Here is a 26,760-nt window from a genome sequence, read left to right as displayed (position 1 = left end):
GAGGCTCTATGGTGAAAAAAACAGCTTTTCTTATCTCTTGTGTGATTCTGGTATTGGGAGGTATCCTGAGAAGTGAAGCAGAGGCAGAGGTGAACCTGGCCTCTTCCATCACCCCTCATATGGAGATATATACTGCCCCGGGTGATGCCTTTTCCCTCTATTACCCGAGAGGCTGGAAAGTGATCGTCAACGAATACTCGGTGACTCTCGAGGAAAACCCTGATGACCCGTCTGCTGCGAAGATTGACATCCTTGCAGTTCCTCTCAGGAAATCTCTCTCAAGCATGGAGCTTATCACCATGATGGCCAGGGAGATGAAAAAGCAGTATCCCGACTTCAGGATCCTTGAAACGCGCCAGTTCAATAAGAATCCTGACATGTGCGGGGTAATGTTTGCCTACACCTCAGGCTCTTCAGTTCTTGCCGGCTTCGCAGTATCGGCTGCCGAGGGGAGCAAGGCAGTATGGGCCGATCTTTACGGGAAACCCGAGATATTCAACACCCAGGCGGCATTTCTTCTTTTCTCTTATGTGATGCAGAGCATCAGGTTTCACAGCGCCGTTCCAGGCCAGCCGGTGATTATCGTGCCCGACAGTATTGCCCGGCAGGGCGCCAGGCTTGAGAGTGCTCCTTCCCCGGGCGGAGGCCGGGCTCCCGGTTATTCCGCAGATTATCGCAAAGAGTTTATGAAAAAAGCAGTGACGACCCACATGTGGAACATGGCACCCTATATCTTCCCCAACTGGGCAAGATGGTAAAATAAACAGGCACGGCGGGGGATCACTCGCCTTTGTATTCCTGAAAGGTCTTCATTACGTTTTCCACATATCGCTTTGTCTCGGCGAAGGGGGGGACCCCTCCGTAGCGGCTGACATTCCCTGGCCCGGCATTATATGCAGCCAGGGTTTTTTTAAGGTCACCCTGAAACCGGTCGGAGAGCTGCTTCAAATATCTGGTCCCGCCCATGATGGCCTGCCGGGGATCGGAAGGGTCGCTGACGCCCAGCGATTCAGCCGTCTCGGGCATGAGCTGCATGAGCCCCTGCGCTCCCGCCTGTGATTCCGCGTCGGTGTTGAAGCCCGATTCATGGTTGATGACGGCGTTGATCAGGGCAGGATCCATTCCGTATTTTGCCGCCGCCTCCTCCACGTATTTCTGGTATTTCTTCGCTTCCTGCGGAAGGCTGTCTTTTACGGGCTCCCGGCCTTTTTCCGGAGAGGGAGCCTTCTCTGCCGCCGGCGCAGCGTCCCTGGTATTGATCCGGTCTTTCAGAGCGGACTCGAAGGCACGGAGCGAGTCAGAACCGCTCCCGCCGGGAGCATGGCCTGAATTCTCCCGCTCAAGCCCTTTTGAAATCTCCGCGGTGTCTTCCGGCTCCTTGCCGGGGCGCCGCGGCGAAGGCTCTTCTTCTCCGCGCTGTGGCGAGTCCGCAGAGCTTTTCTCTGACGCTGCGGCTTTCCTGCAAGAGTTCCCTTCCCATTGCAGCGGCCTGCCCTGGGAGGCATCTATGGAGCCCGCTGCGGAGATTTGAGTCTCTTCCTGATTGTTGCTCACCGGCTCTCCTTGGCTTTCGTGCGGAGATGACTCCCCCGCTTCTCCTGGTTCCTCTCACCTATTATACCACAGCAAGGCTTGAAAAAAAGTTATCATAAGTTTACAAATGTTACCGAAATGTTTCCTGAGTGTGCCGGGAGGCCCGTCTCTTCCAAGCCCCATGACGGCAGCCAAAAGGGTTACCCTATTTTAAGAAGAAAGTAACTCACATGGAAAAATCACTTTATTCTCAGGTCCCTCCGGTATTTATACTGACCGAATCCTGCAGACGGCGAAATACTCCCGCTGTCCGACAAGGGGAGGGGAGGAGCTTATTATGGCGCGCCATAAGAAATCTGTTTCTATCCTGCTTCCATTCCTGATATTTCTCTCTCTCCTCACGCCAGGCGCCCTTGCTCAGAAGGCGGAAGACAGCAGAAAGCTGCTGGATCAGGGGCAGAGCCTGCTCAATGGCAGCAGGTTCAAAGAGGCCCTGGTGATTTTCAGAGAGGGGCTCAGACTATGCGAAGCACAGCAGGACAGCCAGGGCATGGTTACTTTCATTATCAGGACAGGCTATGCCTGCTCAAGCCTGGGAGATTACCGCGCTGCACTGGAGAATTTTGAGAAGGCCCTGAAGCTTGCCCGGGAGATCGGAGAGAGAAAAGGCGAGCGGGAAGCCATGGGAGCCCTTGGCATGATCTATTCCCTCCAGGGAGACTATGCAAAAGCCCTGGACTATGATGAAAAGGCGCTCGAGATAGCCCGGGGGATGGGAGACAGAGAGGGCCAGAAAGTGCTTTTCAACAACCTGGGTGAGATTTACTGGAATCTGAGGCTTCTTCAGAAGGCCCGGGACCATTATGAAAAGGCCCTCGGGATGGCCCGGGAGATGGCAGACCGAAGGAGCGAGGGAACTATACTCGCCAATATCGGCGTCATTTACTCCTATCGTGGAGAGTATCAGAAGGCGCTGGAGTGCTTTGAAAAATCTCTTGCCTGCTCAGGGGCTCTCGGAGATAAAGGCATGCAGGCAGCCGCCCTCAGCCATCTGGGCCAGGTCTATTACCGCCTGGGAGATATCCAAAAAGCCCTTGATCAGTATGAAAAGTCACTTGCGATGGCCCGGGAGATTGGAAGCAAGCGGGGCCAGGTTTCCTGCGCCATGAAGATGGGCCAGCTCCACGCCAGTCAGGGGAATTACAGGAAAGCCCTTGATCAGTATGAAAAATCACTTGCGATGGCCCGTGAGATGGGAGACAGGCGAAGCGAGGCCGAGGCGCTCAGCAGCATCGCGGCACTTTATTATAAACTGGGAGATTACGGGAATGCTCAGCAGAATTGCGTAAAAGGCCTCCAGATAGCCCGGGAGCTGGGCGACAAAAACACCCAGGCGCTGCTGCTGGGATCCATGGGTGATATGGCTGGTGTCCAGGGAGACAGCGATAAAGCGATGGAGAATTACCAGAAAGCCCTGAAGCTGGCCCTGGAGTCCCGCAACAAGAGGATTGAGGCATTGATGGACAAAAGCATCGGCGGCGTTTTTCAAGGCCGCGGAGAGTACGGGAAGGCCCGGGAATATTATCAGAAATTTCTCGAAATCGCCGGGGCAATGGGAGATAACCGCAATATGGCAGTGGCCCTCACCTGCCTTGGCTCCCTTCATGAAAAACAGGGAGACTATGACAATGCCCGGGAGTGCTATGGAAAAGCGCTGCAGATTGCACAAAAGTCAGGCTACCGGAACTATGAGGCGGTGGTCCTCAACAATATGGGGGTGCTCTCAGGCACCCTCGGAGAATACCAGAAAGCGCTCCAGTACCATCAGAGCTCACTCAAAATCAGGGAAGAGATCGGGGAAAAGAGCGGCCTGGGAATCTCTCTCAACAATATGGGGACCATTTATCTGTGTCTCGGAGATTACGAGAAAGCGCGGGCGCTCTTTGTGAAATCGCTGATGATTGCAAAGGAGCTGGGCGATAAAAAAGGACTCCAGGTGGCGTTCAACAATATGGGTGAGACCTGTCGTCATCAAGGTGACTGGGTGAAAGCTGCTGAGTGTTACCTGGAATCTCTGCGGCTTGCCCGGGAGATGGGTGATAAAGACGGGCAGATGACGAGCTCCAATAATCTGGCCATCATTTATTACACCGGGGAAGATTACGGCAAGGCTCTGGAGCACTATGAGAAGGCTCTGAAGTCTGCCCGCGAGCTGGGCGATAAGAGCATGGAGGCTCAGATAACCCACAATATCGGTGCCCTTTATGGACGTCAAGGCGGGTACCGGAAGGCCATGGAATACTACCGCACTTCGCTGCAGCTTGCCCGGGAGCTTGGCGAGGCGGAGTCACTCTCCCTTGTTCTCGGGTCCCTGGGCCTGACCTGTGAGATGATGAACCAGGATGACCAGGCCGTAGAATACCTCATGGAAGCGGTGAAAGGATGGGAATCTCTGCGCAGAAGCCTTGGAACGGAAGAGCACAGGGTCTGGTATGTGCAGAACAAGCTGGTTTATTATGAGAAGCTCATAGAGCTGCTGCTGAAAAAAGGGCGCCCCGAAGATGCCTGGCACTGTCTGGAGAGCGCCAAGGCACGGGCCTTTCTGGATATGCTGGGAACTCATAAGATCGATTACCGGGCCAAGGGCTCTCCCGGGTTGCTTGCACAGGAGAAGGAGATCGAGAGAATGATCTGCTCCCTGAGAAGCCTCATGGAGCAGGTAGAAGACCAGACAAAGCTGAAACAGATGGCCGAAAGCATGGGCAAGCTGCAGATGCTCTATGAAGGGGTCCTGGAAGAGCTTAAATCATCGAATCCCGAATACGCATCTCTGCGATCCGTGCAGGTTTCCTCTCTTCACGACATCCAGTCCTTGCTTGGAGAGCAATCTGTCCTGCTGGAATACTGCCTGGGCAACAAAAGCTCCCTTTTCATACTGCAGAAGGACAAATTGACGGCAATGGAGATTCCCTTTACGGAAAAACAGATAAAAGAAGAAATAACAAGGCTGAGAGAAAGCATTGCCTTGAGAAGAAACTGTGATGAAAAATTGAAGAAGCTTTCAGGGATGCTCCTTCCGCCTGCCGCACTTGAAAAAATGAGAAGTGCAAAGGAGCTCATCATTGTGCCGCATAAAACTCTGCATTACCTTCCCTTCTGTCTTCTGGTCGATGAAAAGGGAGAGAGCCTGATCAGAAATCACTCCCTTCTCACCGAGCCGTCAGCATCAGTGTGGAAGCTCTGTCACGAAAAAAAGAGCCCCCCGGGAGCCTTTCTTGCAGCCTATGCTCTCGGCTCGACGCAGATGCAATTTTCTGACAGCAAAGAAGAAAGCACCCCTGGAACAGTGCTGTCTTCCCGGGATACTCTTCGAAGCCGGCTTGCTCCGCTGCCGTCAACTGAGGAAGAAGTAAAGGAGATAGCGCGCCAGTATCCTGAAAACACCGTTCTGACAGGCAGGGAGATGACCGCCAGGAAAGTCAGGGAAACGGTGGGCACCGGCACTCTGGTCCATTTTGCCACTCACGGGATCCTTGACAGCGGGCACCCTCTCTTTTCCGGACTTGTCCTCCATGATGGAATCCTGTCTATGACAGATATCTTCAGCCTGGAAATGAAGGCAGACCTTGTAGTGCTCTCTGCCTGCAATACAGGGATCGGCAGTATGTCAGGCGGAGACGAGATCATAGGAATCGCAAGAGCTTTCATGTATGCAGGAGCTCCCACAGTGATTGCCTCCCTGTGGAGCGTCTCCGATCAATCAACAGCAGAGCTGATGAAGGAGTTCTACCGATCCCTGAAGGAGGGAAAATCAAGAGCGGATGCTCTTCGAGAGGCTCAGCTGAAAGTAATGACGGAGTATCCTCACCCCTTTCACTGGGCTCCCTTCATAGTAATTGGAAAGTAAAACAGCTCTCTGCTCCTCACGCTTGCTCCCCCACATGTTCCACTTTCAGGTGCATGGCCTCAGCTGACTCACACTGGCGCGCATCAGCGGAAACGAAAAGATCTGCCGAAGAGATGATTGCAGAGCCTATGTGGAGGGCGTCAAGAGTCCTGAGGGGAGCTTCTTCCAGGGAGCGCACCGCGCATTCAATCACCGCGGTGCTTATGTCAATCAACGTTGCCTGGGGAATATCTGCTGCCAGGCTGTTCTTAAGAGAGAGGTATTGCCCGTGGGAGATCTTTTTTTCCCTGCGCAGGCGGTTGAAGGCGGAAATAAGCTCCGGCACCGCCAGCACCGAGAGGAGAACCTCGTCGGCATTGCTCAAAAGAGCCAGGACCCTTTCCGTGCCTGATTCCTTTACGTACCGTTTTGCCAGCGCCGAAGAATCAAGAAAAAGCCTCTTCATGGGCGCTCCTCGCGCTGGGCGATTATGATGCCGCTCAGTGCAATGCCGCTCAAATTCAGCGGGGAGCTCTTTTTCCACCATACCGAAGACCTCCGGCTTATCGGCGTCAGCATCGCAACAGGCTTCCCCCTCCTGTACACTTCTATTATCTCACCCTTTTCCACGGCATCAATATATTTCTTTGCATTGTTGCGCAGCTCAGAAAAAGTGACCGAGATCATGCCTTTCACCTCTCTGTACATTATAATGTACAAAAAGGTGTACAGTCAAGAGTGAAAAATAAACGGGCACAGAGATAAGAAAGCTATGTGCACAGAAAGTTCCGCTCTGCCGGCAATCAACAACGTTAAGCCCCATGAAAAGGATTTGCCATGATCCGGAAGAAAGAATTAGGAGCAGGTATCGCGATGATAAGGGGGGTATATGAACAGGAAAAAATCACTTTTTCTCAGGTCGGTGGCCCGGATCCTTGGCAAAGCGCTTCTCGCGGCGGCGCTTTTGCTTTCCGCGGCGTGGAGCCCGGCATATGCGCAGTGGACCATCCAGGAGCTGCCCCTGAATGAAAAGGTTGCCCTCAAGCCATCCCGAGGCCCTCTCAAGCAGAAGGAGGTGCCAAAGATGCTCGCACGCTGCTTTCACGACGGGAAATACGTCGGCGTATACTCCTTCAAGGTCCAGCCCGGCCAGAGATACACGGTCTATGAAACCTTTCCCTGTGACGGCGTGGAGAGAAACATCCACCTGATGGGACAGACGCCCTTCACCGACAAGGATGCTTATACCGATAAAGACAGCAAATACTGGAGCCGGTTTCCGACCCACCGGTCAATGGTGGGGAAGCTTCCCTCAAAATGGGATACTTACCGCACCAATTTCACCATCGCTCCCGGGAGCGGGCACAATACGCTCTATGTGGTCGCCGTCTTCGACAGGCCCGACATCGAGAACTATATCACCCTCAAGCACCCCGCCGACAGCGACGAGGGCCTCAGCGACTCCTCAAAGCGGATCTGGGGTGTCGCCCTTAAAGAGCCGCTGCTGCTGAAAAACGTGCCGGGCACATCAGAGCCTGCCGCAACGCCGAAGCTTTCGCCGACGGTAAAGCCGACACACGGGCCCTCGCCGACGCCCACCGCAGTGATCCCGGCAACCCCGCCCCCGGGTGGTGGCATCTTCCTTCAGGAGGCTCCCATCTCCGGTACCGGAGCCCCGGTTGTGCCCTATAACTGCAAGGTAAAGGCATATATCAATAAAGGCGACTATGATACGTTCCGCGTGGACTTCAAGGGCGGCCATTTTAAAGCATCATCGCAAGGGAGCCTGGACCTGGTGGCCGACCTGTGGGATGCCAGGGGACGCTCCATGGCGAGGGCAGGCCAGGAGGGAGGCGCGAATTTCACTCTTGAGAAAGAGCTCCCCGCCGGCACCTATTATGTGCATATAAGGGTGATGCATCATGGAGGCGAAGGCCCTTACGTGCTGGTCCTTGGCAACGGGACGGCGGGGGAATACAAAGAAGGCCTGAAAGAGCAGGGGAGGTGATTTTCTCTGTTCAGGACAGTAATCCGAGGCCCCCAGCTCGATGAGAAGACCGGCGATATCCTCCGCTTCCGCTCCTCCGGTGACAGGAAGGCGGGGGCGGAGTATGTGGCGATAGCGCTGTTTTTCCTGTTCCCCTTTCTTATCGTATTCTTTGTCTTTTTCCTCAGGGGGGACCATCAGGCCATAGCACTCAACGGCTCTTTTTCCAGGACGGGCAGCGCGGCAAAGGTGCTGCTCAATCTGAGCGCGGGCGTCATCGCCCTTCTCTGGGGGATTCTCTCCCTGTGCTATGGGAAAGGACAGTTTTTCTCAAGGGTCTCTCTTGTCATTGACCGCAGGCAGATGAAAATCTTCCTTCTGCGCAGGAGCCCTTTCTGGGAAAGCAGGGAGTCTTTCCCGCTGGGGGACCTGCTGGAGATATACCTTTCGAGCCCCAAGGGCGAGGGCAGGGAATGGGGGATCACCCTGAAACTGAAAGACCTTTCCCTGGACATTGAAGGGGACTCCCATCAGTCCATGAGGAAGGCCGCGGAAGACATTGCCCGGTTCACCGGTCTTCCCCTCGTGGAGATGACCGCCGCGGGCAAAACAGTCACTCCGCCTGACAGCCTTGATGTTCCCCTTGCGCGCAAAATGGCCGCTGCGGACCCCGGCGGGGGAGGAAATCCCCCGCCGGGCCTCCCGGTAAGAAGAGAGATACAAGGAGAGGAGTGGCACTACACCATTATTCCCGGCGGGTTCAACCAGTGCGCCTCCCTGATTGGAAAGATGGCGATAACTCTTGGAGTATTCTTTCTTCTTTTAACTCCGGTAGTCCTCATGCACGGGCCGGTGAAAAGCGTTACCCCCTTTGCGGTGCTCCTGATAATACCTCTCATCTTTTTCATTCCCCTGATTGGCTCCGCCCTCGTTGAAGCGTACACCGGGAGAGAGATCACAGTGAGCCCCCGGCAGGTTGTTTATGCCAGTTTCTTTCTGGGAATGAGAAGAGAGGAGATGAAGATCCCCCTGCTCAAGGTGGAAGACGTGAGAATGGCCTTCGGCACCGATCTCCTCATCGTGAGCGACGATCTCATCGTGAGGATCAGGAACCTTGACGGGCCCCTTACGGAGTGGCTCGTCAAATCACTCAGGCATACAATCCGCTCCATCAATAAGTAAAATAATCAGGGCAGCTTCTTCACCCTGCCCTCCCGTGACGGCACGACCTTCTTCTGCTTTGTAATGTAGCGTTCCACGATTTCCCGGGAAAAAAGCTCGCTGCGGTGCTTCTTCTTCAGCACATCGAACCCGCCGCCAACCATGTTGAGGTAAAAAAGATAATCCGTAGTTGCAAGGCAGTAGCTTCTTTCATCGGCGAGAGGCTCGCCGCCGGGGAGGAAGGCCTCGATTCTCTCTCCCTTTTGTTTGCTGCCATGATAGAGCACCCTGAGGCCTGAGACCTGGGTGAGAAAGGGCGATTCGACAATCAATTCGAGCATCCCCCGGATCTCCCTGCCGGTGAGCTCTGCCTTGATGACCTTGTTGTCATAGGGGAGGACCTGGTAGAGGTCACCTTTCCTGATGGCCCCCTTCAGGATATCTGTCCGTATGCCGTCCGATTTGTAGAGTGCCATATCGGCCTTGCAGGTGATGCGAAGAGCGTCAGTGATGAAGTTGCCCAGGGGGGTGCTTTCCGTATCCCCCAGGGGCTCATTGAGCAGATCGCCCTCGGCGGTCCCCAGGACTTCATCCATGGAGGCCTGGATTTTTTTCTGGTAAGGCGCCACCATGGCCTCGACCTCTTTATCGGGCAGGATAATGCTGTCGATTACAGGGATCAATTCTCCGGCGAAGCTCTTGACGCTGCCGGAGTCGCTGTCCAGGATGAGCTTCACTTTCCCGAGAGAGCTTCCGTGGCAGCCGGTCTGGACAATCACTGTCTCATCAACTTTCAGGGGCTGTTGCAGGGCGGTGTGGCTGTGGCCGCCAATGATGCAGGCGATGCCGGGGACTTTGCGGGCCAGCGCCTTGTCGTCCTCGACGCCCAGGTGCGAGAGCACCAGGATTATCCTGACACCTTTCCGGTGAAGCTCTTCGATTGCCTTCCTGGCGGGCTCTTCAGGGGGAAGAAAGAGGAGATTTTTTATCCTGTTGGGATTCTGCAGGATTGTGGTATTCATTGTGATGAGTCCCACGAGGCCGATCTTCACACCCTCTTTTTCAACAATTGAGTAAGGCTGTGCATAGGGAGGGACTTTTCCTGTCCTTCTGTCGATGAGATTTGCGGCCAGGAAGGGGAATTTCGCATGCGTGCGCATGGCCATGAGCTTTCCCACCCCCCAGTCAAACTCATGGTTTCCCAGGGCCATGGCATCGTAGCCGGCGAGATTCATATACTCAATGACGGGAATGCCGTAAAAGGCGTTGGAAAGGGCAGTCCCCGTGGCGCAGTCGCCGCTGTCCACAAGCACGGTGCGGCCGGCGTTCCCATTCTTAAGCTCCCTTATTTTTCCGGCTATGAAGGCGGCGCCGCCAATCTTCGCAGGCGGGGGAGCGATATGGATATCGCTCACAGGGAGCAGGGAGCCGTGGAAATCATTGGTGTGGAGTATGAGAAGCTCAATCTGCCCGCCTGCCCGGAGAGGGCAGCATGAGAGCAGCATAAAGAGTACAGGAACAAGAAGGGCCGGCACAATCCTTTTCATACACCTTATTCCTCAAAAGTAGGGATAGTTATTACTATTGATAAATTCTTCACAAAGCCCGGGCTCCCTGCCCTTGCCATTCTTTCGGTGGAGTTTCTGCTCCCTCTCCTTCAATAATTGTCATAGCCGAAGGCACCCTCGAAGTGATCACTTCCCGGCATTTCAGGCTGAAGCTGTAATAAGATAGAAGAGTGACAGCACTTCCTCTCCTGCCGCCGGTGAGCCGGGAAAGATGAATTCTCCTCTTCAACGCAGAAGAGTCTTGTATCCATTCCGCAGGGAAAGGAAATGTCGAAAAGGAGGCAGAGACCGATGAAAAGGGTGCTGGTAGTGATTCTTCTCCTCTGTGCGGTCATGGGTCCAATAACCTTGCCGTTGCGTGGCAGCGAGAGCCCTGTTTCTGAAAAGGGAGCCACCCCCGCTGCGGACTTCATGAAAAGCATGCCTTCATTTAAGTCCACAAGTCCGGAAGCAGTGCTTCTCCGGTACAGATTCAGCCCGGGGCAGCAGTTTAAAAGCAAGGTCAGCGTGAAATTGTCGAATGAGATGTCCCTCGGTGAGAAAAAGCTCAGGATTTCCATGGATATGATGATGGAAGGCCTCATGAAAGTGAAGGAAATAAGCAAGGAGGGCGTGGCTTCCTTTGACATGAGCTTCACAAGGATTACGATGAACTGCACGGAGCCCTCGCCGGTCTCTTTCGATTCCGATAATGATGCCGATATGAAGAACCCGCAATTCACCTCATTGTCGCTGATAACCGGTAAGGACATCCCTGTGAAAGTGACAGACCGGGGAGAAGTCAAAGAGATAGATATGCAGGTTTTCTACAAGGCTCTTGAAAGCGGCATTGATACCGCGATGAAAGACAAGCTCCGTGAGAATATTGAATACATGACCAAGAGCTCCTTTATTCAGTTGTGTCGCGATCCTGTCAAGGCCGGCGATACCTATGACGCGGGAGTAATCGTGCAGCCCCTGGCAAAGATTGGGGAGATAAGCACAAGCGTGAGCTACAGGATCCTTTCAGTTTCAGGAGATAAAAAGCAGGCAGTGATAAAGCCCATATGCAGGAGCAGCCTGAAGGTGGCTTCTTCAGGGCCGGTGAAAGCAGGCATTGATTCTGATAAATTTGAGGGATGGATATTGTTTGACCTTGAGAAGGGAAATATCATGGAATCATCGGCGGAAACACAGAGGGTGATGTCAATTTCCGAAGGTGCGAAGACTATGAAGGTAAAGACTGGCCTGACCATGCAATATGCTGTACAATACCAGTGAACAGTTCAACGGTTTAAAATTGTGGTGTGCCCCGGGAATTGCTCCCAAGGAGAAAGGTAAAACAAAGCTCATGAAAAAGAATATGGCACAGGCATTCTTCTGTTTCTGCATGATGCTTGTCGTCACCGCATCAGCCCCATGTGCGCAGGGTGAAAAGGGCGGCGCAAATGTGGCTCCCAGGCCCGCCCTCATTGAGATATCCATGGAGATACTCAACATCAGCAGATTCGACATGGCCGCGGGAAAATACAATGTCGAATTTGGAGTGGTGGTAAGATATCCCTATATAGACATCCCTGAAGAGATTGATATAGACACTTTTAAGGAAAAGATCCTCAGGAGGATTACCAGGAAAGAATTGAAGGAGCTTCTGCTGAAGTGGTACCGCCCTGACGAAAAAAAATGCAGCTATGTGCTGAATGATGCTCTGCCGGTCGATGACCAGATAAAAATCTCTGCGCTGCTCAACAAGGCCGGCTACTACGAGGGGCTTCTCCCCTTTGAGATTGTGAACGGTAAGGTGGAAACCGATGAAAAGCAGGGGAAAGCCAAAATAGAGCGCAGGGAGCTGGACCCTGAGAGCCCGGGCCTCATCTATTACATCGTTGATGCGGAAATCACCTCGTCGCTCAATTTCCGGGACTTCCCCTTCGACAGCCAGGATCTCTCGATAGTCCTTGCCAGTAAGTATCTCGTCACTGAAGCAGTCTTCAAGCCGCTTGAAAATTATGTCATGCTGCCGGCTCAGATACCCCGTGAGCTCTTTGAAAAAGAAATTGCCGACAGGCTGAAGCCGAAAGAGAAAGAGGTGCTGAGCGAGGCCTACCGGCTCAATGCCGAGAAGACTTCCTACGAATTGAGAGATTTATCCGATGAAAAGGAGAGAAATGTCAAGAATATATTGAATTCCATAGGATTCAACACTTTAATCAGCTCCAGGGTGATCCTTCCAGGCTGGAAGATAAAGGAGGGAATCCCTGTGATCGGGCGGGATTCCTATATGGGAGACAAGTTTTCCACCTTCACTTTTCCCATGACAATAGAGCGGAGCCCTGTGGCATCATTCATAAAGATATTCATGCCCCTTGTCATAATAATGCTCATCTCGTTTCTTTCACTGTTCCTGGGGTCCACCGTGCTGAGCAGCAGGCTGACAATTGTCTCCGGCATGCTGCTTGCATGCGTGATGGCTCATATCAACAGCACCTCTTCAATCCCGCCCCTGGGGAACCATCTCAACCTCACCGACAAGATTTTCATCTCCAGCTATGTGAGCATATTCCTCACCGTGCTTTTCACCGTGCTTATGATAAATCAACACGAGAAAGAGAACGAAGAGGCCGTGAGGAAGACTTATGTGGCGGCCTTGTGGTGCGTGCCGGCAGCCACAATGATAGCTTACGCGCTGGTGTTGTCAAAGGTGCTTTAAATGAGGACAGAAAGAGCCTGCCGCATTTCCCGGAGGTGACGGCAGGCTTTTATATGAACTTTTCTTGCTTCCCATGTAGGTCCTCCGGGTGGGGGCAACGCGCTTGCGTGCAGGTTCGGAGGACCATATCGTGACTTTTTTGTTTTCCTCTCTCTCGGTTTTCCTTCTCTGATTTTATTATACAGGACTGACCCTCTGAAGTCTGTACCGCAGGGCACAAAGGGGTGAAGCCTCCGGTAAACTAAATGCCACCTCCCCGAAGACTGGACTTTTTCTTATATGAACCGGGATCATAAAGAGCTATAATGAGAGCAGGAGACAGATATCCCTCTTCAATCAAAGTGCCGGCACTGTGCAATGATGGCCTATCATAGTCTCTCCCGTTACTCGCGGTCAGGAACGCCAAGTTCCGCAGAGGTTTCCCCGGTATAAGCCAGAGAGCGCTCATTCGATGAGAGATCAGCCAGTGGCCCGGGATCGATAAGAGAGGAGGCGTAAGGACAGAAAATGAGATGCGGTTCATATCCGGCATTGAAGAATCATAGCAAAAGGAGAATAGTGAAAATGAACATTAAAAAGCTTTTAATCATCGCCCTGGCAATTCTGATTGTCGCTGCGGCCTTTCAGACGGCAAAGGTGGCGTCTGCAGCAATGGTTCTGTCCACGGTAGAGGATGACTCACCTCAGGACAGCAGAATGCTCATATCGAAAGTAGGCGCCAATCTTGAGCTGCAGGATATCGTGATCAGAAAGTTCGGAGAGGGTCCGGAAGTCAATTTCAGAGTAAGAGTCAAGAACACCGGGACCATTTCAGCAGGCAACCTCGCTGATAATCTCGTGGTCTATCTTCGCGTCAAGAATCCTACTACAGGCAACTGGGACGAGCTGCAGAAATGGACAAACATTGATTCAATCAAGGCGGGGGAGACAGTGGCACGCGATCGCACGCCCGTCAAATCGGTGAATTCAGAAGTTCTGTCAAACGCATTTACTCTTCAGGCGGAGATTGTTCTGCAGAGACCGGGTAAAGTAACGATATCAAAAGGTATCATAGAAGGCACTTACCCGATAGACTCAATCAAGCAACCCTAACCAGTCGTAAAGAAAGGGAGGGAGACCTCCCTTTCTTCTTAAGCTTTTATTTCCTGCTCCCATTTGTCAAGAAAGAGGTGCTCCGATGAAGAAACTATGGATTTTACTGCCAGTCACTCTACTGCTCATTCTTATTATGCTCTGTCCCGTCATGGCGCAGGGAATAAGAGTCTTTATCAACAACAGGATAATTTCCTTCGATCAGCCGCCGGTGATGATCAATGGAAATGTAATGGTGCCTATGAGAGGAGTCTTCGAAGAGCTCGGGGCTGATGTGAAGTGGAGGTCAGCAACACAGACCATCACTGCCGTAAAAGATTCCACCGAGATCATCATCCAGATAGGCTCAAATTTTGCATCGGTAAATGGAAACTCACAGCAGCTGAGCGCCCCGGCGGCCATGGTGCGGGGAAGAACATTAGTGCCCCTGAGGTTCATAAGCGAAGCTCTCGGGGCGGACGTGGAGTGGCAGGCCGCCTCCAGAACGGTGATGATAAGCTCAACAGCCGGCAGCGCTGAACCGCAGTATCCGTCTTCCCAGCAGTATACGCCTCCCCAGACGCAATCGTCACAGGGGCCGAAGATATCGAGCGTGACTCATAATGCCTCGGGACCGATCCAGCCGGGGAGTGTCATCACGGTCACTCTCGCCGGGGATTCCGGCGGCACGGCAACCTTTGATATCGCGGGTATTTCGGTGAACAACCTGATGAATGAGACCTCGCAGGGAATATATTCAGGCAGCTTCAGAATTCCTGAGTCTGCAGGAAATATCCGGAATGCCTCCATCTTTGGAAGGCTCACCCGGAACGGCCGCGAAACCATGCTTCAGGCGCAGTCGGGGGTGGGAATTGATGCGAAGTACGTGAAAATCATGAAAGTCCTTCCTGATGAAAACAGCACGATAAAGACAAACCGCCCGAATATCCTCATTGTGCTCGAGTCCACAGGGAGCTCATCTCTCCAGAGCTCATCAGTGAATCTCATGATCAACAATCAACGCGTCGGGTACCCCACCGTAAGCAATGAGCTCGTGTCTTATGCGGTGCCCTTTGACCTGCCGCAGGGGCAGACCTCGATAGCCTTCTCGGCTACCGACACTTCAGGGAATCCTGTAAGTAAGACCTGGTATTTCAACGTGCAGACCATGGACAGGATACAATCAATCACGCACAGCGCGACTGCGCCTCTTGCAGTCGGAGAAGTGCTGCAGGTCAGGATGCAGGGCGACCCTGGAGGAACAGCAGCATATAGCATAGGCACCTACCGCACGAACAATGCAATGGCTGAGACGTCATCGGGAGTATATATGGGCAACTATCAGATTCAGCAGGGTGATATCTTTCAAAACGCTCCCGTGACAGGATATCTCACGCTGCCCGGCCATTCCACCATATCACTCAATACCACCACGTCCGTTTCGGTGAGATCAAGCCAGCTCGGGCTTCAGATTACCTCTCCGCAGTCAGGATCAACGGTTGACAAGAATTTTACAATCTCCGGCCAGACCAGTCCCTATGCAAAGGTCTCTCTTAATGTAAGCGTCTACATGGGGGTTTTGGGTATCGGCATGGACAACAAGCTCATGGAATCCCAGGTTCAGGCGAACGAGGCAGGAAACTTTCAATACGCGATAAGCGACTGGTTTCCTGTGAATGGCGGATCGTACACGATCACAGGAGTGGCTCAGGATGCCCAGGGGCTGCAGTCCTCAATAGTGACATTGAAGGTGAACAGGAGATAAGATCATAGTGCTTCCCTCTTTCCGGAGCCCCCGCCCAAGGGGCCGTCTCAGTAATTTACTGGGGCGGCCCCTATCACGCCATACCGCCCCCCTCTTATCCCGAAACCTCTTTACTCTGCTATTCACCGCGAAGACTGGACTTTTTCTCATATAAACCTCGGCAATAACGAGGTATAATGAAGTCAGGAGAGAGAGATAGCCCTCTTCAATCAGGAATATCAGTCTTCAGGCAGCTATTTCAGGAGAAAGGAATGATACCATGGATCTATTGATACGTATCATCATAGCGTTTATCACCGGCTCAATAGGAGCCGGCCTTGCAGGCGGAGGCGGCTCCAGGCTTGGATGCCTTGGAGCAATATTCATCGGATTTCTCGGCAGTTATGTGGGAAGCTTTGTTGCGGCAAAATTACACCTCCCTGTCATTTTTGCCCTTCAGGTGGGAGGTCATGCCTATCCCATAATCTGGGCCATCGGAGGGGCGATTATATGCGTAGCCCTGCTCAACCTCATAACGAGAAGAAGATAACGGACAGTGCCGGATTTACAGGTCTTCACTAATGTTCTGAAGTGAAAGGAGGTTATGGACATGCTCTGGACAATATTTGCGATACTTGCCGTACTCTGGCTGCTTGGCATGGTCAGCGGCGTCACAGTGGGCGGATTCATTCATGTTTTGCTTGTCGTCGCGATTGTGGTCTTTCTGGTCAGAGTCATCCAGGGGCGAAGAGCCGTATGACTACCTGTTCATAGTCAATAGTAAAAGGAGGTCATGCAATGAAAAGGAAAAGGAACATTTTTCTCTATGCGATACTTACCCTTCTGCTGGTATCCATTGTTCTCTCCGTCACCGTGAGCGCCCAGCTCGTGCTGGTCAACATGAAGGTGAAGATTGTGGAGGTGGAAAAGAACAGCAACCGCCTTCAGGTAAGAGTCCATGAGGGGGGAAACAAGGATGTGCAATATGTGGAGATAGACAATAACACGAGGTTCTCCCATAACATGCAGTCCATCTCGCACTCAGGGGCCTGGAGGAGCTTTCACGAAGATATGATGATCAGGGTGAAGGGCGGCTATACAATGGGAGGTCACGTCAAGGCAAAGCAGATATACTGGTAAGGCAGCTTTAAATTTCATGTTCGGGTCCAGGGAGTGCGCCAGGCAGGTTCCTCAACAATGGTTCCAGCCTGGTTTTTTTTCTAGACTTTTTCCTATATGAAACCGGTAGTTATAAGAGTATAATTATATATACTGACGCTCATTATATGGGGAGGGCTGGAAGAAATGGCGTACAAAGAAGTGGGCGAAGAATTAGCGGCTGGAGAAATGATGCTTGCCATGAGAAAGCATGATAAGGTAATCGTGCTGGAAATCATGGGTGATGTGGATATACATAGTGCAAAATATCTGGGCAGGGAGCTCGAGAAGCTGATATGCAAAGAAAAACATATCCTCTTGAATTTATTGAAGACCTGCTACATGGATAGTATAGGTCTTTCTCTTCTCATTGCTTTCCATAAAAAGCAGCGTGAAAAAGGAAATTTTTTCGGCCTGTGCTCTCCTCAAAGCTCTATGAAAAGAATGCTCAGCATTGCAAAGCTCTATGGATTCCTCTTGATTTTCGAGAACGAAGTTGATGCCCTTTGCGCATTCTCGGAAGGTCACTAGAGAAAGCCAGGGGAGCTCCCGGGTTTTTATCAGATTTAAGTTCGGGTCCAGGGAGTGCGCCAGGCAGGTTCCTCAACAATGGTTCCAGCCTGGTTTTTTTATGAGACTTTTTCATATATCAATCGTGACCCTGAAGAGGTATAATGAGAGTAAGAGACAGAGAAATAAATAAATTCCGGCAGCTTCAGGATTCCCGGTACTGCATGGAATGCTCGGATAGAAAAACAGAAAGGGCGCGGTTGCGTTTTACGATTATGCTAAAATACCTTACAGCACAACTTTCTTAGAGCCCGGAGCTTTCACTGTCCTTCCGGAGCTCTCTGCTACGCCGCTGCCTCAGGAGATTCTTGAGGCACTCCCCATAATACCGCCGCGCTCAGATGACACCACGATACCACCGGTTGAGGAAAGTATTCTGCCCCTCATAAAACAGAGAATATTCTATCACGACTCTACCGAGGAAGCTCTCCTGGAGGCACAGCTCCAGTTCGCCATAAAGTCGGGTTCCAGGGCAGAGTCGAGAAAGGCCCGCGAAAAGCTCAGGGCATACTGGAGAAAGATTATAGATGAAGACTATGAAGGGATGATAAAAGAACAGCTCCCCGGCGAGATCAGAGAGCTGATGGGCCTCAATAATTACGATCCCTATGACCAGTTTGTGCAGTACCGGCTTCGCACTCTTGCGGTCCGGGCCGCAGTACTGGGCGATACCGAAGGAATGAGAGAAATTGAGAGGATCAGCAATGGCGTGCTGAGGCACTCGTCACCTACGGGTACGGCAATTGCAGATTATGCCGAGAACAGGGCCCTGGGCAGCGGCCGCTACTGTTATGAATATGTAGCCAGGGCACTCGCCTCTGCAGGCATCAATGTTTACGGCGGATCTGCCTTCATGGCGTCAAATCAGCTCGCAATTCATCCCATGGTGAGGGAGATAAAGGGACTGAGGGCGGGACAACTGAGCGGGCTTCCTCAAGGCACGATAGTGGTGTGGAACCGGAGCGACTATCATATCCATGGTCATATCTCAATCTCCCTCGGGAACGGAGAAGAGGTAAGCGACAAGGTAAGAGACCAGATCACCAAATACGGCACTTCTTTCCGCGTCTTTGTACCGCTTGACATGATGAATGACCCCGTGAATGCCTCCGCGGTCAACAGTGATACTGCAGATGCTCACGCTCCGCTCTTACAGGTCATCAGAGCCGGCGATTCCGTCACCGCTGACGAGATGATTGAAAGAGGAATCATCGTGAACATCAAGGACAGCAGGTTCAGATGGCAGCTCCTTGATGCCGCCGAGCCTGGAATATGGTGACCGCTACTGATATTTACAAGGAGAGCGCATGTCTTTTCCTCAGAAAATGGGAAGGATATCCCAATCAAGTCTTCTGAGTTGTTCTATGGTGAGGGGCGATATGTTCATATCTGCAAGAAAGCTGAGTTTAGGCACTTTTCAGCCCTTTCATCGGCATGTACTTTGTTCTCTCTGAAGAAAGCCAGGCTGCATAATGCAGTGCCTGAACAATGTCCTCCTCTTCAAGCTCAGGATAAGCCTCAAGAATTTCCTGCTTTGTCATTCCACTTGCGAATTGTCTTATAATGGCGGAAACTGTCACCCTCATTCCCCGGATTATCGGCTGACCGAGGCATATTTCCGGATCAATGGTAATCCTGTCGAGCTCTTTCATATCTGTTTCCTCCATGTAATAATCCAATGAGGCACTATCTCAGGAATATATTCCATTTGAAAGGCTTTATATGAATTCATCATACCAGAAAAATGAGGGATGTCAAATGTCCTGTGACTTTCAACAGCATTTTGCCATTTTTGAAGCTCTCTCTCCTGTGGCCAGGGCACTTGCCTCTGTAGGTATTCGCCTTTACGGTGGATCTGCCTTCATGGCGTCAAATCAGCTCGCAGCTCATCCCATGGTAAAGGAGATAAAGGGGCTGAGGAGATGATTGAAAGAGGAATCATCGTGAACGTCAAGGACAGCAAATTCAGATGGCAGCTCCTTGATGCCGCCGAGCCTGGAATATGGTGACAAATCTCAAAAACCGGACTTTTTCTTATAGAAAACCGGGCAGTTGATTTGGTATGATTATTATGTGCGGTGACTGTTCATTTTGTCTGACACTCAGATTGAAAGGTGCAAAGCTGCTAAGGAGGCAAAAAGGTGAAGCGCATTGTGGTCATTGATGATGAAGAAGCCTCAAGGGAAACCGTCATGAGGATACTCAAATCCGAGGGATACACCGTTGAGACCGCGGAAAATGGCTGGGAAGGCCTGCTCGCGATACGGGCTCACTACCCCGGCCTGATTATCTGCGACATTGCAATGCCCATTATGGACGGCTACGAGGTGCTGAGAGAGCTGCGAAGCGATCCCCTCACGGCTACGATCCCCTTTATTTTTTTTACTGCGCAGGAGATGATGTCCAGTGCGCGCCATGATATGGCATTAGGAGCCGACGACTACCTTACCAAGCCTTTCACCGCTGATGAGCTGCTCAAAGCGATTGCCTTTCAGGAAACGAAACAGAATGCCCTGATGAAAAAGTTCCAGGAAAAAATTGATCACCTGCAGAGCTATGTCACCCGCTCCCTGCCCCATGAGCTGCGGACGCCCCTTTCGGGGATTATGGGTGCTTCGAGTCTCATCAGAGACAGTCATAAATCGCTCAGCGAGGATGAGCTCAAAACCATGATAGAGCTCATCTATACCTCTGCGGAGCGGCTTAACAGGTTTATACAGAATTACCTGCAGTTCGCCCAGCTTGCGATAACGGCACAGAACCCGGTAAGGCTTGAAGCGCTCCGCAAAAGCCGCAGTGAGCTGCTCAGAGGGAAAGGCATTCCTTCGGAAGCCGTTATCTCACGCACTGCATCGGAGATCGCGCAGGAGGCGGCCAGGGAGAGAGACTTGAATCTTGTGCTTTCCGCGGCAGCCATTGAGATTCTGGAAGAGGATCTCAGCAAGATTGTCAAGGAACTGGTGGATAACGCCTTCAAATACTCCAGGACGGGAACTCCCGTCCATGTGAAAAGTGTTTCCGAAAACAACAGATTCGTACTTTCTGTCACTGACCACGGGCGCGGCATGACCGCGGGACAGATCGCACGCATCGGCGCCTATATGCAGTTCGAGCGGGATACTTACGAGCAGCAGGGAGTGGGACTGGGTCTTGAAATTGCGAGGTGCCTGATCGAAACCTACGAGGGAGAATTGAATATCGAGAGCATACCCGGCCAGGAGACCACAGTCCATCTTTCACTGGTGATCATGTAGGTAAATACCCGGCGCACTTAAGGATCTTGCATTGGCAAAGAACATGGAAGATTTATCATTGAAAAGAAGTTAAAAAAGGAAATGATATCACGTATGGCCAATATATCAGGTATCACAGATATAAAAGGGGAGGGGGCCTGATATACGGCTACACGCAATAGCATTACCATTAATAAATCTGTCAGTTCCTGCTGTGCCATCAGCGGGAAAGATGAAGAACACGCTGAAGCCCTACATTTATCTGGTAGTCATTAATCCGCAGTCACCAGGACTTTGTATTTTCTGAAAAATCCTCTAAAAAAATTTTTTTCATCCGATATAAAAAACTAGACTTTTTCTTATAGAAAACCGGCAGATAATTTGCTACTATCATGCATGGTATTATTAACAATGGGGTAAAATGTTCAAATATTAAATTAAATCAAGGAGGGGACTCGCATGTTGAAATGCAAAGGGTATGGAAGGACGGGGTTTATTGCGCTGCTGCTGATGGCTGTTTTAATGGCCGGATGCGGGGGAGGAAGCGGAAGCTCGGCAGGATATTATTATGTCGGAACCGGAAGCAACACATCTCCAGACTCACCTACCGTGACTTTCACCGACCCGGCTCAAGGTGACACCGGTGTGGGCATCAACAGGAAAATCGCCGCGACCTTCAGCAAGGAGATGAACGCTTCAACAATAAATACCACCACCTTCACGGTGACAGGACCCGGGACCACGGCTGTTTCAGGCACGGTGACCTATGTTGGCATGGTTGCAACCTTCACACCGGCAAGCAGCCTCGCAGTCAACACCGCCTATACTGCCACGATTACCACCGGGGCAAAGGATACCGCGGGCACTGCACTGGCGGCAAATTTCACCTGGACCTTTACCACAGGTTCTTCCATAGACACCACCGCCCCCACCGTGACTTTCACGGCCCCGGCTCAAGGTGACACAGGTGTGCCTATCAACAGGAAAATCGCCGCAACCTTCAGCAAAGCGATGGACCCTACAACGATCAGCAGCACCACTTTTTCGGTGACAGGGCCCAACGCAGCGCCTGTTTCAGGCACGGTGACCTATGTGGGCCTGGTTGCAACCTTCACACCGGCAAGCAGCCTCGCAGTCAACACCGTCTATACGGCCACAATTACCACCGGTGCCAGGGACCTTGCAGGCAATGCACTGGCGGCAAATTACACGTGGACCTTTACCACCGGTTCGTCTGCGGACACTACCGCACCCACCGTGACTTTCACCGCCCCCGCTCAAGGTGAAACAGGTGTGGCTCTCAACAGGAAAATCGCCGCAACCTTCAGCAAAGCGATGGACCCCTTGACGATCACCAACCTCACCTTTACCTTGAAGCAAGGAGCCACGCCGGTTACAGGCACGGTGACCTATGTGGGCCTGGTGGCCACCTTCACACCGGTAAGCAATCTCGTAGCCGGCACCAGCTATACTGCCACAATTACCACCGGGGCCAAGGACCTCGCGGGCAATGCGCTGGCGGCAAATTACACGTGGACCTTTACCACCGGTTCTTCCACGGACGCTACCGCACCCACCGTGACTTTCACCGCCCCCGCTCAAGGTGACACCGGGGTGGTTATCAACACGAAAATCGCCGCAACTTTCAGCAAAGCGATGGACCCCTTGACAATCACCAACCTCACCTTTACCTTGAAGCAAGGGGCAACGCCGGTTACAGGCACGGTGACCTATGTGGGCCTGGTGGCAACCTTCAAACCAGACAGCAATCTCGCAGTCAGCACAACTTATACTGCCACAATCACCACCGGGGCCAAGGACCTTGCGGGCAATGCGCTGGCGGCAAATTACTCGTGGACCTTTACCACCGGCGCGTCCACGGACGTCACCGCACCTACCGTGACTTTCACTTCCCCCGCTCAAGGTGACACAGGTGTGGCTACCAACAAGAAAATTGCCGCAACCTTCAGCGAAGTGATGGACCCTGCAACGATCACCAACCTCACTTATACCTTGAGTCAAGGAGGTGCTCCTGTTTCAGGCCAGGCGACCTATGTGGGCCTGATTGCAACATTCACACCAGACAGCAATCTCGCAGCCAACACCCTCTATACTGCCACGGTTACCACCGGGGCCAAGGACCTTGCGGGCAATGCGCTGGCCACAAATTACACGTGGACCTTTACCACCGGTGCGGCCCCCGACACCACTCCACCCACCGTGATTCTTGTAAGCCCTTCTAATGCTGAAATAGATGTGGCCATCAACAAGAAAATCAACGCGACCTTCAGCGAGGAGATGGATCCTTTAACGATCACCAACCTGAATTTCACGGTGAAAGACTCAGCAGGCACGAGCGTAGTAGGACTTGCAGTCACCTATGATCTGATAACCAAGATTGCAACCTTCACCCCGGCAAGCAATCTCGCACCCAACACCACCTACACCGCCACGATCACCACTGGAGTCCAGGACCTTGCGCATAATGCAATGGCGGCAGATTACACGTGGACCTTTACCACCGGTACAAGGACAGTACCCGTGGCACCGCCACTTGGAGCAATGGCGCCCTTTGGGAGTTTTGGCAGCGGTGCCGGGTTGACCAACGAGGGGCTTCTTACGGTGATTAACGGGGATATCGGCACCACCGGGGTAGCCACCAAGATCACCGGACTCCACGACAAGACGGGCGCTAATTATACAGTAACAGATCTTAATAATGGGTATGTGAATGGTACGATATACTTTGGTACCGGCGATCCGGCAGCAGCAGGCGCAGCCGCTACACAAACAGCCTTTACCACCCTCGCTAATCTGGCGGGAGGTGTGGCAGTTGCCGGCGACCAGCTGGGCGGAAAAACGCTTCCTCCGGGCATATATAAGGCTGCGGCGGGATTCCTTATGACGGAAGGAGATCTCACGCTCGACGGCCGGGGCGACGCAGATGCTGTCTGGGTATTCCAGATGGGGACCACGCTCACCGTGGGCGCCTCGGGAGCCCCTCGAAGCATCAAGCTGATTAACGGCGCCAAGGCCAAGAACATCTTCTGGCAGGTCGGCACCAGAGCATATCTTAACCCCGGGGGGGGCGGTACCCTGGAGGGAACCATAATCGCAGGAACTGCGATCAACTTCTCTACTGCCGGCAGTGTCAATATAGTGACACTGAATGGGAGAGCAATGACCCTGACTGAATCGGTTACCATGGTGAACACCATCATTAACATACCTCTCCCGTAAGGCATGAGGTATCCGGTGTAAAAACACGACAGGAAAAGGGGGCAGGCATTCCGCCTGTCCCCTTTTTGCTGCTCCGTATGTTCTTTACTGCCCCTTTATCCCCACTCACCCATGAGCGACACCATCGGGAGAGAAGAAGAGGGAAGAGAATGCCCGCCGCCAACTTCGGCCATTATCATAGTGGACTCCGGAATATTGACTTCCCTGATATCTCAATGTACAATATCCTTACAGGCATCAATGCTTTTCATCATAAGGAGAAGAACAAAAGATATTGTGAGGATGATAAATACTTTAAAGAGCCTTAAACAGATTGAGATTATGCCCCCCCCAGAACTGATGTAGGAGGATGAACTATGGAGAGCAGAAGAAATGAAGATCTCGAAGACATCGTAAAGGCTGCTGAAAAAGATTTCCCCTGTGACCCCGCGTTGCAACAGATCCATATTGCCAGGAGCATCATATCTATGGAGGCGGAAAAAGCGGGATTGAGTTTTTGCGAGTATATCAGCTCAGAGGCAGATAAGATAAGAAAATATTCTAAAAGCGCATGACTACCACGAATTCTGAGCCTGCCGGGCGGCACCATGGAGGGAACCATCATTGCTGAAGCAGGAGTCACGTTCTCTACTGCCGACAACGTCAATATAGTGACACTTAATGGCAGAGCAATTGGCCTTAACGCTGCGGTCACACTGGTGAACACCGTCATTAATCTGCCTTAAGATGAGGTATCCAGTGTAAAAGCACGACAGGAAAAGGGGGCAGGCATTCCGCCTGTCCCCTTTTTCTGGATTACTCAATGCAGAAAAATTGCCAGATGTATGAGAAGAGCCTGCTCCACGCGCTGCATCTCTTCAGGGGAGATATGGCCTATTCGATGAAGGAGACGTGTCCCGGAGACAGTCCTTATCTGGTTGCACTTTGCCCTGGATTCGACGGAAAGCCCGCTTGTTCCCGGCTTGATGGAAGCCTCAAAAGGGTAGGACTTATCAGCCCTCGAGGTAAGGGGGATCACCGTGATTGTCTCTGCAAACTGGTTGTTCCGATTGTTGGAAACAACGAGTGCCGGGCGTTTTTTCCCTATCTCGCTCCCCTGGACCGCTTCGAGAGAAACCATCCACAACTCCGCTCTTTTCGGATAATCATCTACCATCCCCGGTCCTCCAGCGTAGCGCTCTCCCATTCACCATCGAGCGCGCGGTCTTCTGCGGCGACGGCTCTGTATCCTTCGACAAGCGCGTCGTCCAGTTTCTTCATTCTTTCACGATCCAGCTTCTCACGCAGTGTGTCTGCGATGAACCTGCTGATATGGGGTAGCGTTTTCAGTTCGGCCGCGATATCATCGGGCAGGGTGATGTTCAGGCGTTTCATGTGCATCATCTCCTGTATAAACTATACAGCATATAAATATGTCAATGCGTTTTTAATGAGTGCAGATCCATAAGCGCGTGATTACTGAGAATTTTGAGCCGGCCTGGCGGCTCCATCTTCATTTCTTAAATAAAGAGAAGATCCACAGGACAAACCATATGACAAGAGCAATTCCAAACAGGGTGATAACAATAGTAAAAAAAGTATTTATCGCCCCCTGCCTTGCCTGGGTCGCTTCACTTTCTGCTTCCAGGGTTCTGCGTCTGACCCTCTCCCTGGACTCCCTGGCTTCTTCTGCCCGGCGCGCATCATGGGCATCTTCTTCCCTCTGTTTTCTTTCCCTGCTCTGCTCAGGTGTGTCCAGTGACCTTTGAGCCTTATCTCCTTCTTTCCACCTGTTTATTAACAGCGTACTCCTTGCAAGTTTCTCAACCATTTTCCTCGCTATTTCTTTCACATCGTCCATATTTCAATCCCTCTCCATAAGAATAACAGATATGCATGCCCGGGTCAATGTATATCCATCGTTTTTTACAGGCCTGCGTTTCAAAATTGACAAAAGGAGCGCCGGGGGGGGATTACAGGCAGGCAGCCGTCAACAACGCCAACGCCGCCATTGATTGGGAGCCAAAGATGAAGGTGAGACGGTGGGGCGCCGTGCCCCTGATGATGAGGTGCCCCTCGTGGACGCACCTCAGGTGGTGGGCCATGCAGAGGGTGATTCTGTTGTGAAGCTTATCGCTTCCCCCGTGGGAGCGGAAGATGATGTGATGGGAGTGAAGATTGCGGCGCGAGCGGCAGCCGGGAGCCTGGCACTGGTAATGGTCCCGGGCCAGGGTGCGGTGGTGGAGGTCTCTTTTTTCGGGGTGGTCCCAGGTTGAGAGGAAGGCGTCAAGGAGGGCCTCGATGAAGAGGGCGAGTTCCTCTCCGCCAGGAGCGGCCGCTTCCGTCCTGTTGGCGGCCCAGAGCCTTACCGCATGGTTCCAGAGAGGGACAATGTCTCTTTTGAGAAAGAAGCGGATGAGGGCGCCTCTCTCAGAGAGGTTTGATCCGAAGGTCCCCGCTTTGTGGGTCTCTCCCGAGAGGATTGACAGAATCTCGGGGAGCTCCGGATGCTCCCCGCCCCCGGTGACCTGCCAGACTGTGACTTCCCCTGAAAAGTGTCCCCCCACCTCGTGTGCGAATTTCTGGACTGGCGCATCCAAACCCTTATCCCCACTGCGTTCCGTGGCATTAGAGAGTGCAGGGGAAACCCTTTTAACGGACCTCCCCGTGACGGCCACCTCGAAAGCCTCGGGAGCGATATCCCACTTTTTGTGGACAGCCCTCTTCGCGAAGCGGAGAAACCCCTCGACGGCAGCTATGAGGGTGGCCACCGGGACCTCCTGGGCGTAGTCAAGCCACGCCCCCTGGACGCGGGTCCCCTCATTGAAGACTTTGGCAAGATGCCGCGCCTGCTCTGGGGTGAGCTTTCCCTCCTTGGCGAGGTCGAGCATATCGGGATACTCTTACATGAGAAGGCTACTTTTTGTCAAGACCAACGTGG

26 protein-coding genes are annotated in these 26,760 nt (G+C 52.4%); 17 read left to right on the top strand and 9 right to left on the bottom strand.

The features are described 5' to 3' along the window. Window positions 1–8: 8 nt before the first annotated feature. Entirely contained in the window at window positions 9–758 is a 750-nt protein-coding gene (locus tag RDV48_20130) for a hypothetical protein (protein ID MDQ7825121.1), read from the top strand. A gap of 22 nt (window positions 759–780) precedes the next feature. On the opposite strand, the gene RDV48_20125 is transcribed toward RDV48_20130, so the two are convergent. Beyond that, window positions 781–1,554, bottom strand: coding sequence for a lytic transglycosylase domain-containing protein (locus tag RDV48_20125; protein MDQ7825120.1), 774 nt, complete (start codon window positions 1,552–1,554; stop codon window positions 781–783). Window positions 1,555–1,870: 316 nt separating this feature from the next. Between RDV48_20125 and RDV48_20120 the strand changes: the two genes are divergently transcribed. Then, the gene (locus RDV48_20120) at window positions 1,871–5,440 is read left to right on the top strand and encodes a tetratricopeptide repeat protein (protein ID MDQ7825119.1); all 3,570 of its coding nucleotides are present in this window, start codon (window positions 1,871–1,873) and stop codon (window positions 5,438–5,440) included. A gap of 16 nt (window positions 5,441–5,456) precedes the next feature. On the opposite strand, the gene RDV48_20115 is transcribed toward RDV48_20120, so the two are convergent. Then, window positions 5,457–5,885, bottom strand: a complete 429-nt coding sequence (locus tag RDV48_20115; protein ID MDQ7825118.1) for a type II toxin-antitoxin system VapC family toxin — start codon at window positions 5,883–5,885, stop codon at window positions 5,457–5,459. Continuing rightward, window positions 5,882–6,106 (bottom strand): type II toxin-antitoxin system prevent-host-death family antitoxin, encoded by a 225-nt coding sequence (locus RDV48_20110; GenBank protein ID MDQ7825117.1) that lies wholly within the window; start codon window positions 6,104–6,106, stop codon window positions 5,882–5,884. The genes RDV48_20115 and RDV48_20110 overlap by 4 nt, the downstream gene beginning before the upstream one ends. A gap of 202 nt (window positions 6,107–6,308) precedes the next feature. Here RDV48_20110 and RDV48_20105 point away from each other — a divergent pair, with 202 nt between their 5' ends. Further along, window positions 6,309–7,427 carry a hypothetical protein gene (locus RDV48_20105; GenBank protein ID MDQ7825116.1) on the top strand — a complete coding sequence of 373 codons (1,119 nt, stop codon included), beginning with the start codon at window positions 6,309–6,311 and terminating at the stop codon, window positions 7,425–7,427. 105 nt (window positions 7,428–7,532) lie between these two features. Then, on the top strand, window positions 7,533–8,588 hold the full coding sequence (locus tag RDV48_20100) for a hypothetical protein (protein MDQ7825115.1): 1,056 nt from the start codon (window positions 7,533–7,535) through the stop codon (window positions 8,586–8,588). Window positions 8,589–8,593: 5 nt separating this feature from the next. On the opposite strand, the gene RDV48_20095 is transcribed toward RDV48_20100, so the two are convergent. Next, a complete protein-coding gene (locus tag RDV48_20095) occupies window positions 8,594–10,114 on the bottom strand; it encodes a bifunctional UDP-sugar hydrolase/5'-nucleotidase (GenBank protein MDQ7825114.1) in 1,521 nt (506 codons plus the stop codon). A gap of 528 nt (window positions 10,115–10,642) precedes the next feature. On the opposite strand from RDV48_20095, the gene RDV48_20090 reads away from it, so the two are divergent. The 9 genes from RDV48_20090 (at window position 10,643) to RDV48_20050 (ending at window position 18,646) form a co-directional block, all read left to right on the top strand. Then, the gene (locus RDV48_20090; protein MDQ7825113.1) at window positions 10,643–11,395 is read left to right on the top strand and encodes a DUF6263 family protein; all 753 of its coding nucleotides are present in this window, start codon (window positions 10,643–10,645) and stop codon (window positions 11,393–11,395) included. Between the two features lie 70 nt (window positions 11,396–11,465). Next, a complete protein-coding gene (locus RDV48_20085) occupies window positions 11,466–12,824 on the top strand; it encodes a hypothetical protein (protein MDQ7825112.1) in 1,359 nt (452 codons plus the stop codon). A 564-nt stretch (window positions 12,825–13,388) separates the two neighbouring features. Continuing rightward, window positions 13,389–13,916, top strand: coding sequence for a hypothetical protein (locus RDV48_20080; GenBank protein MDQ7825111.1), 528 nt, complete (start codon window positions 13,389–13,391; stop codon window positions 13,914–13,916). 85 nt (window positions 13,917–14,001) lie between these two features. Beyond that, a complete protein-coding gene (locus RDV48_20075; protein ID MDQ7825110.1) occupies window positions 14,002–15,660 on the top strand; it encodes a copper amine oxidase N-terminal domain-containing protein in 1,659 nt (552 codons plus the stop codon). A 259-nt stretch (window positions 15,661–15,919) separates the two neighbouring features. Beyond that, window positions 15,920–16,189, top strand: coding sequence for a GlsB/YeaQ/YmgE family stress response membrane protein (locus tag RDV48_20070; GenBank protein ID MDQ7825109.1), 270 nt, complete (start codon window positions 15,920–15,922; stop codon window positions 16,187–16,189). Between the two features lie 60 nt (window positions 16,190–16,249). Continuing rightward, window positions 16,250–16,399, top strand: a complete 150-nt coding sequence (locus RDV48_20065) for a lmo0937 family membrane protein (GenBank protein MDQ7825108.1) — start codon at window positions 16,250–16,252, stop codon at window positions 16,397–16,399. Between the two features lie 38 nt (window positions 16,400–16,437). Beyond that, complete coding sequence (locus RDV48_20060; GenBank protein ID MDQ7825107.1) at window positions 16,438–16,779, top strand: hypothetical protein; 342 nt, start codon at window positions 16,438–16,440, stop codon at window positions 16,777–16,779. A gap of 165 nt (window positions 16,780–16,944) precedes the next feature. Continuing rightward, the gene (locus RDV48_20055) at window positions 16,945–17,328 is read left to right on the top strand and encodes an STAS domain-containing protein (protein ID MDQ7825106.1); all 384 of its coding nucleotides are present in this window, start codon (window positions 16,945–16,947) and stop codon (window positions 17,326–17,328) included. Between the two features lie 583 nt (window positions 17,329–17,911). Further along, window positions 17,912–18,646 (top strand): hypothetical protein, encoded by a 735-nt coding sequence (locus tag RDV48_20050; protein MDQ7825105.1) that lies wholly within the window; start codon window positions 17,912–17,914, stop codon window positions 18,644–18,646. Window positions 18,647–18,773: 127 nt separating this feature from the next. On the opposite strand, the gene RDV48_20045 is transcribed toward RDV48_20050, so the two are convergent. After that, window positions 18,774–19,019 carry a DUF433 domain-containing protein gene (locus RDV48_20045; protein ID MDQ7825104.1) on the bottom strand — a complete coding sequence of 82 codons (246 nt, stop codon included), beginning with the start codon at window positions 19,017–19,019 and terminating at the stop codon, window positions 18,774–18,776. Between the two features lie 489 nt (window positions 19,020–19,508). On the opposite strand from RDV48_20045, the gene RDV48_20040 reads away from it, so the two are divergent. The 4 genes from RDV48_20040 (at window position 19,509) to RDV48_20025 (ending at window position 24,565) form a co-directional block, all read left to right on the top strand. Further along, on the top strand, window positions 19,509–20,621 hold the full coding sequence (locus tag RDV48_20040) for a hybrid sensor histidine kinase/response regulator (GenBank protein ID MDQ7825103.1): 1,113 nt from the start codon (window positions 19,509–19,511) through the stop codon (window positions 20,619–20,621). 438 nt (window positions 20,622–21,059) lie between these two features. Continuing rightward, complete coding sequence (locus RDV48_20035; GenBank protein MDQ7825102.1) at window positions 21,060–23,840, top strand: Ig-like domain-containing protein; 2,781 nt, start codon at window positions 21,060–21,062, stop codon at window positions 23,838–23,840. Window positions 23,841–24,196: 356 nt separating this feature from the next. Further along, window positions 24,197–24,394 carry a hypothetical protein gene (locus RDV48_20030; protein MDQ7825101.1) on the top strand — a complete coding sequence of 66 codons (198 nt, stop codon included), beginning with the start codon at window positions 24,197–24,199 and terminating at the stop codon, window positions 24,392–24,394. 33 nt (window positions 24,395–24,427) lie between these two features. Next, complete coding sequence (locus tag RDV48_20025) at window positions 24,428–24,565, top strand: ice-binding family protein (protein ID MDQ7825100.1); 138 nt, start codon at window positions 24,428–24,430, stop codon at window positions 24,563–24,565. 74 nt (window positions 24,566–24,639) lie between these two features. Here RDV48_20025 and RDV48_20020 read toward each other — a convergent pair whose 3' ends face one another. The 4 genes from RDV48_20020 to RDV48_20005 all read right to left on the bottom strand — a co-directional run bounded on the left by RDV48_20020 (window position 24,640) and on the right by RDV48_20005 (window position 26,710). After that, window positions 24,640–24,996, bottom strand: coding sequence for a type II toxin-antitoxin system PemK/MazF family toxin (locus tag RDV48_20020; protein MDQ7825099.1), 357 nt, complete (start codon window positions 24,994–24,996; stop codon window positions 24,640–24,642). Continuing rightward, complete coding sequence (locus tag RDV48_20015; protein ID MDQ7825098.1) at window positions 24,990–25,214, bottom strand: hypothetical protein; 225 nt, start codon at window positions 25,212–25,214, stop codon at window positions 24,990–24,992. Before RDV48_20015 ends, RDV48_20020 begins: the two co-directional genes overlap by 7 nt. Before the next feature lie 118 nt (window positions 25,215–25,332). Next, complete coding sequence (locus tag RDV48_20010) at window positions 25,333–25,680, bottom strand: hypothetical protein (protein MDQ7825097.1); 348 nt, start codon at window positions 25,678–25,680, stop codon at window positions 25,333–25,335. Between the two features lie 112 nt (window positions 25,681–25,792). Next, complete coding sequence (locus RDV48_20005) at window positions 25,793–26,710, bottom strand: hypothetical protein (GenBank protein ID MDQ7825096.1); 918 nt, start codon at window positions 26,708–26,710, stop codon at window positions 25,793–25,795. Window positions 26,711–26,760: the final 50 nt, after the last annotated feature.

Source organism: Candidatus Eremiobacterota bacterium (genome assembly GCA_031082125.1).
In the GTDB taxonomy this organism is placed as follows: domain Bacteria; phylum Vulcanimicrobiota; class CADAWZ01; order CADAWZ01; family Ess09-12; genus Ess09-12.
This window is presented reverse-complemented; position numbering and strand designations above follow the sequence as displayed.